We start from the raw sequence: 641 nt of genomic DNA on the forward strand, positions 1-641 counted from the left end.
TACTGCGTATCCGCGACCTTCCGTCCAAACGGCTGTACGTGTTCGATCCCGCCGACACGCCGAGCGAACTGCGCCCGCTGGTGGGCGGTAAGGCACGCGACGCACTGATCGTGTCCAACTGGCCCGACCTGTTCCGCTGCGCGGCTACCATGAGTGCTGGCCAAGTCGCGCCGAGCCGCATCCTGCGCAAGCTTGCCGCCTATCCGCGCCAGAACGATCTGGCGGCCGCATTGCGCGAGGTCGGCCGGATCGAACGGACGCTGTTCATTATCGAATGGATTCTCGATGCTGGCATGCAGCGCCGTACCCAGGTCGGCCTCAACAAGGGCGAAGCGCACCACGCGCTGAAGAACGCCCTGCGCATCGGCCGTCAGGGCGAGATCCGCGACCGCACCACCGAGGGCCAGCACTACCGGATCGCGGGCCTCAACCTGCTCACCGCCATCATCGTCTACTGGAACACCCTGCATCTCGGCCATGCCGTCGAGGCCCGACGCCGCGAGGGGCTGGATACGCCCGACCACCTGCTCGCCCATATCTCCCCGCTCGGATGGGCACATATCCTCCTCACCGGCGAATACCTCTGGCCCAAGGATGCCGATGCTTAGGGTGTCATTCCGCCCTCAGCCGGAACCGACCCC

At 66.0% G+C, this 641-nt stretch carries 1 protein-coding gene; it reads left to right on the forward strand.

Going from position 1 to position 641, the window contains the following annotated elements:
* Window positions 1–608 (forward strand): Tn3 family transposase (locus ACP7BL_RS17870; RefSeq protein WP_426258931.1); only part of this gene is annotated, 608 nt, incomplete at its 5' end.
* Between the last annotated feature and the right edge of the window lie 33 nt (window positions 609–641).

It is taken from the genome of Sphingomonas sp. DC1600-2 (assembly GCF_049897605.1).
Lineage (GTDB): Bacteria > Pseudomonadota > Alphaproteobacteria > Sphingomonadales > Sphingomonadaceae > Sphingomonas.